Source organism: Vibrio sp. McD22-P3, assembly GCF_021568915.1.
Taxonomy (GTDB): domain Bacteria; phylum Pseudomonadota; class Gammaproteobacteria; order Enterobacterales; family Vibrionaceae; genus Vibrio; species Vibrio mediterranei.
Genome location: NZ_JAKGTN010000050.1, coordinates 1 through 5,375 on the forward strand (window position 1 = coordinate 1; position 5,375 = coordinate 5,375).

The following is a 5,375-nucleotide window of genomic DNA, read 5'->3' on the forward strand; positions in this document are numbered from 1 at the left end:
AAGCTTACAGGGCTTGGTATGCCTGAAACACAGTATATCGATTAAGAATTAAGCACGATGGGGCTGGCATGCCTTCTCTCTGAATTAAGCAACAAAGCCCTTCATTCTATTTGCTGAAATGTTCCCTTCATTTTCTCAAAATAAATGGCTCTTTGATTTTAACTTTCGATGTCTTCAACTCAGAATTTTCAGTTGCAAACAACTATAACTAGCGAAATGTACTAACCTTTCTATAGGTTGAGTTCCAAATAGTCAAATTTAGACAGAGGCGAGTTTATGAATTTACATCGTTATTTACGACTGATTGCAGGGTGTATCGTTGGATTGTCGCTGTTGTTAGGCCTTGCCATTTCGCCAAATTGGTTTTGGCTCACCGCTGCTGTTAGCGTCAATTTGATACAATCTGCTTTTACCAATTGGTGCCCTATGATGGCTCTTCTTCGTAAACTGGGTATTAAGGAGGAGTGATGATGAAACTACTTTTCCATATCTTTATCGGCCTGTTCAGCACACTATGGTCTTTTTACACGTTAGCATCCCCTAAAGTGTTGCAGGTTAAGAGTGAACTTATACCGACCAATACCAGTTATTGGGGATTGGTGGAATCAATCTCTGAGTCAACCATTGCTGCGCAGGCTTCGGGGCGTATTGAGAAAATTTATGTCGATGTCAATGATATTGTCGAAGCTGGCTCTGTGTTACTCGAAATAGATGACACTGAAATTCTTGCCTCAATTAGACGCGCTGAAGCAGAGCTTGATATTGCGCATGCAGATAATGAACGAGCTGAGCTTGAGTATAAGCGTTATCTAAATTTAAGCAAATCGTCTTTCGTGTCACAGGAGCAGCTGACACGTCATAAAAACCTTCGTGATACCTCCCGTGCAACCATCAAACTTGCTGAGGCTCGTTTAGCAGAGTTCAAGCAACAATTATCTTATACCAATGTCATTGCTCCTTATGGAGGCATTGTGACTCAGCGATGGGTGGAGGTTGGTGAAACGGTGGTACCCAACACCCCTTTACTGACAGGTCAAGTCATTGCGGGCAAACGAGTGACCGTAGCCATACCAACGAAAATTGCAGATCTTGTCATGCAAGGCTCTCAAGTTAGCTTTTCCGATGGTTATCACGCTTCCAATATCACCGTGTTTCCAAGTGTTGATCCTAACACTCATACTGTTTCAATTAGATTTGATGTCTCATCGCAGCAATTACTAAACCGTTCGGGTGATTTTGTAATTGTTCACATCAATACTGGTAGTAGAGAAACCATTTTTATTCCACGAAACTCAGTTTTGACTTATGGTGATGTTCACAGTGTTTGGACGAAAAGTAATCATGGTTTCACAGTTCGTCCAATTACAGTGGGCGAAATCAGAGGGAATTCCATTGAAGTCACCGCCGGCCTTCAACAAGGTGACATCATCGCCGCGGATGTAGCTGCTTTGCTATCTGAGGGAGAGTAAATATGGGTATTGCACAATGGATGGCGACGAAGAGTCAGCGTAACCCTATTGTTCCTCTCATAGCGATGGTCATTGCTTTGATGGGAGTGGTTGCTTCAATTATTACACCTAAAGAAGAAGATCCTCAAATCAACGTAACAATGGTTGATATCTTCCTTAGTGCACCTACCTTATCGGCTAGGGACATGGAAATGCAGGTCGTATCGCATGCCGAACATCAACTTGCTCAAATGCATGGTGTTGATCATATATACTCAGTGTCCTCACCAGGTCATGCCGTAGTGACTATACAGTATAAGGTAGGCATTGAACGCCAAGAAGCACTGGTTCAAACATGGAATCAAGTTCTAGCTGAATTACATTGGAGTCCGGAGCTGGGTGTGCTCCCTCCATTGGTTCGAGCAAAGGGAATTAACGATGTTCCCATTATTAACTTCACTTTATCAAGTTCAGATAAAAGTCGTACAGCCGCAGAGCTTGCAGATATTGGCAACTCTCTTGCTCAACTTTTAAAGCGTGTTCCCGGCACTCGAAATATCAGTGTCACTGGCTCTAATGGTTGGGCCATGAAAGTTGATATTGATCCAGTAAAAGTGGCCGCCTTCGGTCTTGATTTTCGCTCAATATCTGCCGCTATCGCTGGGCTAGGTAAACGAAGTTACGACGCAACTATAACTTCTGATAACCACGATATTATCATTACTCCTGGGCGCTTTATAAGAACCGCTAATGATCTGTCTAGTATAATAGTCAAAACGGAAAGTAATAAAGTTGTGACACTGGCTGATGTGGCAACGGTTTCTCGAGTACCGCACCCTCCGACCGAGTATGTTCAAATGGGGTACGGGTTAGCTCATGGCGAAATATCCCCGCTGCGCACCGCTGTGGTTATATCAGTAGCTAAAAAAGCAGGTCAAAATGCTATAGATATAGCTAATGCTACCGAAGATGTCGTGGAACAGTTTTCATCGCGCTTGCTCCCTCCTGATATGAAGTTCGATATTAATAAAAATAGTGGTGAAACGGCGTCAGGGAAGGCAAATAAGTTAATTGAAAAGTTGTTCTTCGCGACTGGTGCCGTCGTAGTACTTGTACTCATATTCCTTGGTGGGCGTCCCGCTTTAATCGTCGGGGCTTCAGTAGGGCTAACTCTTCTTGCAACTCTTGTTGCAAGTTATGCTTGGGGTTTTACACTTAACCGAATTTCATTATTCGCTCTTATTTTCTCCATTGGTATACTTGTCGACGATGCCATTGTTGTTGTAGAAAACATTCATCGTCGTCGAGTACTCGAACCGAACCGTTCACTTTCAGCATTAATACCAGAAGCGGTGCAAGAGGTCGGTGGCTCTACTATTCTTGCGACATTTACGGTCATTGCTGCTCTTGTCCCGATGGCATTTGTATCCGGATTAATGGGTCCCTATATGAGCCCGATTCCAGTTAATGCGTCAACTGGTATGCTGATTTCTTTGTTGATAGCTTTTACGTTCACCCCTTGGGTTGCAGAAAAAGTCTTTAGCTCAGAACAAAGTACCCCACATTCAGTTGAGCACAAAGAAGAGCGTGATCGTTTGGGAGAGCTCTTTCGCTCAGTTCTACGTTACTTTGTCGATAGAAATGAGAAAAAACGACAGTGGACGTTATTTATCGGTCTTTCTCTTGCCTTAGGCTTGGCTATATTGCTACCGGTAACTGGTCTAGTGACACTCAAGATGTTACCTTTTGATAACAAACCAAATATGGCGATTTCCATAGACCTACCTGAAGGTACGAGCTTAGAAAGTACGTTAGCCGCTACACAAGCCATTGCTTGGACAATTCAAGAAAACGAGTATGTCAAAGCTGTAGAGTTATATGCGGGTACAAATGCCCCCATCACATTTAACGGCCTCGTGCGACAATATTATTTAAGGCAGCAGCCGCATCTCGCCGCTATTTCTATCTTACTTGTAGATAAGCACCACCGTTCTGTTGGTTCACACGATATCGCAAAAGCAGTACGAACCTCCATTTTACCTGTAGCAAAGCAGTATGATGCTAATGTAAAAGTAGTAGAAGAGCCCTCGGGGCCACCTACCTTTGCTCCGATAGTTGCTCAAATTTATGGGGCGAGTGCAGAGGGTCGAGCAAAAAAAGCTCAAGAGGTTAAGTCGATATTTCACAGCATTCCCGATATGGTAGATATTGATACAACGTTGGCGGATGTTACTACCCGAGAAAGTTGGGTTGTAGATACAGCGCTAGCTGCTCACTACTCTGTTTCTCCAGCAGAGGTTATTTCTGAGATCAATAAACGTCTTAATGGTCAAACAGTTGGCTTTGTGGAAGAAAGTAAGCGGATTAGCTCTACGCCCGTACTGCTTTCATACAACCACACAGCAACAAGTGATTTAAACCAAGTACTCGCAGCACCTATCGTCAATCAGTTTGGCTATTCTGTGCCGATGAGTGATTTGATTAAACGCACGATAACCATAAATGAGCAACCGATTTACCATAAAGATTTGCGAGCGGTGACCTACGTTGTAGGTGACTTAGCTGGAGAGGTCGATAGCCCATTGTATGGTATGTTCGATGCAATAGGAAAACTTGAGCAATTAGATCCTGCTCTTAAACACTATTATACCAAAGCTCCCAAGCATTTTTTTATTGATTCAATTAAGTGGGATGGTGAATGGCAAATTACATACGAAACGTTCCGAGACATGGGAGTCGCTTATTCGGCTGGTCTACTATTAATATTCGTACTCATTGTTGCAAAATTTAAGCGCTACCGTGTACCCCTGATAATCATGGCTCCAATTCCATTGACACTTATTGGTATTTTCCCTGGTCATGCACTCTTGAACGCAAAATTCACAGCCCCTTCAATGATAGGGATGATCGCTTTAGCGGGAATTATTGTACGTAACTCAATACTTCTTGTTGATGTAATTGATCATCAATTGAGCAATGGAAAACCTCTAAAGGAGGCCATAGTTGATTCTGCTTTTATGCGTGCTAGGCCTATTTTGTTAACTGCCTTTGCTGCCATGTTGGGAGCGACTTTTATTCTTGATGACCCTATTTTCAAAGGGCTAGCGATTAGTCTTATCTTTGGTGTACTTATAGCTTCTTTGTTAACACTGATTGCTATCCCAATAGGCTATTACCGTTTGTTAATCAAAATTCAGAGAGTGGAGTAACAATGTGCGACCCATGGTCAAGCTTAGTTTTTTTGCTCTATAGGGTTATGTCGCTAAGTTATGCTGATGTACAAACGTACGGTTTTCCAGATGCTGGGATAACGCTTGTGTAGAAAGCTTTTTCCACTCAATAAAAGTAGAGGCTGTTCAATAGGAGCCGATAATGACGCGAGAAGAGATGCGCCAAGCACTTTTTGAATACATCGAGGTTGATTACAATCGAACAAGAAGGCACAGTGCTCTTGGGTATCTAAGCCCAGTTAACTTTGAAAAACAATATGTCGCTTAACGCGGTGTCCAGTTTGGCTGGCGCAGATCATGTTCGACTTTCTTAAACGGCTATACGTCCATTTATTGTAGTTTTTTGCAATAAAAAGCCGCTCATTCGTTGGGGGAGTGAGCGGCAAAAAGGTGACAAACTGCTTCTCAAGGCTTATTGAGTTTTATCTCAATCAGTTTGCGAGCCGATTTTAGTGTAAATATTTCTTCAGTACAATTAGTTACATCTTTGAGAGTAAAACTTTGCCAATTTGAGTCCAAATCTGACCTATACCTAACTTACACTCATCCAATATCCCTACTGCTTAGGTCTTGCCTTACCAATTTGTCGCGAAGAGATTGTAACGCTAGTTTTTGAATCTGTCGTACGCGCTCTCTTGTCAACCCGATAATTTCACCCACTTCGTCTAGCGTTTTTGTTTCAGTCCCCAATAACCCA

4 protein-coding genes and 1 pseudogene are annotated in these 5,375 nt (G+C 42.7%); 4 read left to right on the forward strand and 1 reads right to left on the reverse strand.

Features of this window, described 5'->3' with window-relative positions; genetic code table 11:
* Window positions 1-276 precede the first annotated feature (276 nt).
* From L2W36_RS27020 to L2W36_RS27035, 4 genes and pseudogenes are all read left to right on the forward strand, one after another.
* Entirely contained in the window at window positions 277-468 is a 192-nt protein-coding gene (locus L2W36_RS27020) for a YgaP family membrane protein (RefSeq protein WP_236112040.1), read from the forward strand.
* Complete coding sequence (locus tag L2W36_RS27025; RefSeq protein WP_236112041.1) at window positions 468-1,469, forward strand: efflux RND transporter periplasmic adaptor subunit; 1,002 nt, start codon at window positions 468-470, stop codon at window positions 1,467-1,469. The genes L2W36_RS27020 and L2W36_RS27025 overlap by 1 nt, the downstream gene beginning before the upstream one ends.
* 2 nt (window positions 1,470-1,471) lie before the next feature.
* Window positions 1,472-4,657, forward strand: a complete 3,186-nt coding sequence (locus tag L2W36_RS27030) for an efflux RND transporter permease subunit (RefSeq protein ID WP_236112042.1) — start codon at window positions 1,472-1,474, stop codon at window positions 4,655-4,657.
* 79 nt (window positions 4,658-4,736) lie between these two features.
* Window positions 4,737-4,946 (forward strand): annotated as a pseudogene (locus L2W36_RS27035) (IS3 family transposase); the annotation flags it as partial.
* Window positions 4,947-5,221: 275 nt separating this feature from the next.
* Here the strand turns inward: L2W36_RS27035 and L2W36_RS27040 are convergent.
* On the reverse strand, window positions 5,222-5,375 hold a 154-nt coding region (locus L2W36_RS27040), incomplete at its 5' end, for a sigma factor-like helix-turn-helix DNA-binding protein (protein ID WP_268980871.1).

Bases quoted from the DNA above. Each gene is read 5' to 3' on its own strand.
- L2W36_RS27020 (WP_236112040.1), top strand. From the start codon at position 277: ATGAATTTACATCGTTATTTACGACTGATTGCAGGGTGTATCGTTGGA.
- L2W36_RS27030 (WP_236112042.1), top strand. From the start codon at position 1,472: ATGGGTATTGCACAATGGATGGCGACGAAGAGTCAGCGTAACCCTATT.
- L2W36_RS27025 (WP_236112041.1), top strand. From the start codon at position 468: ATGATGAAACTACTTTTCCATATCTTTATCGGCCTGTTCAGCACACTA.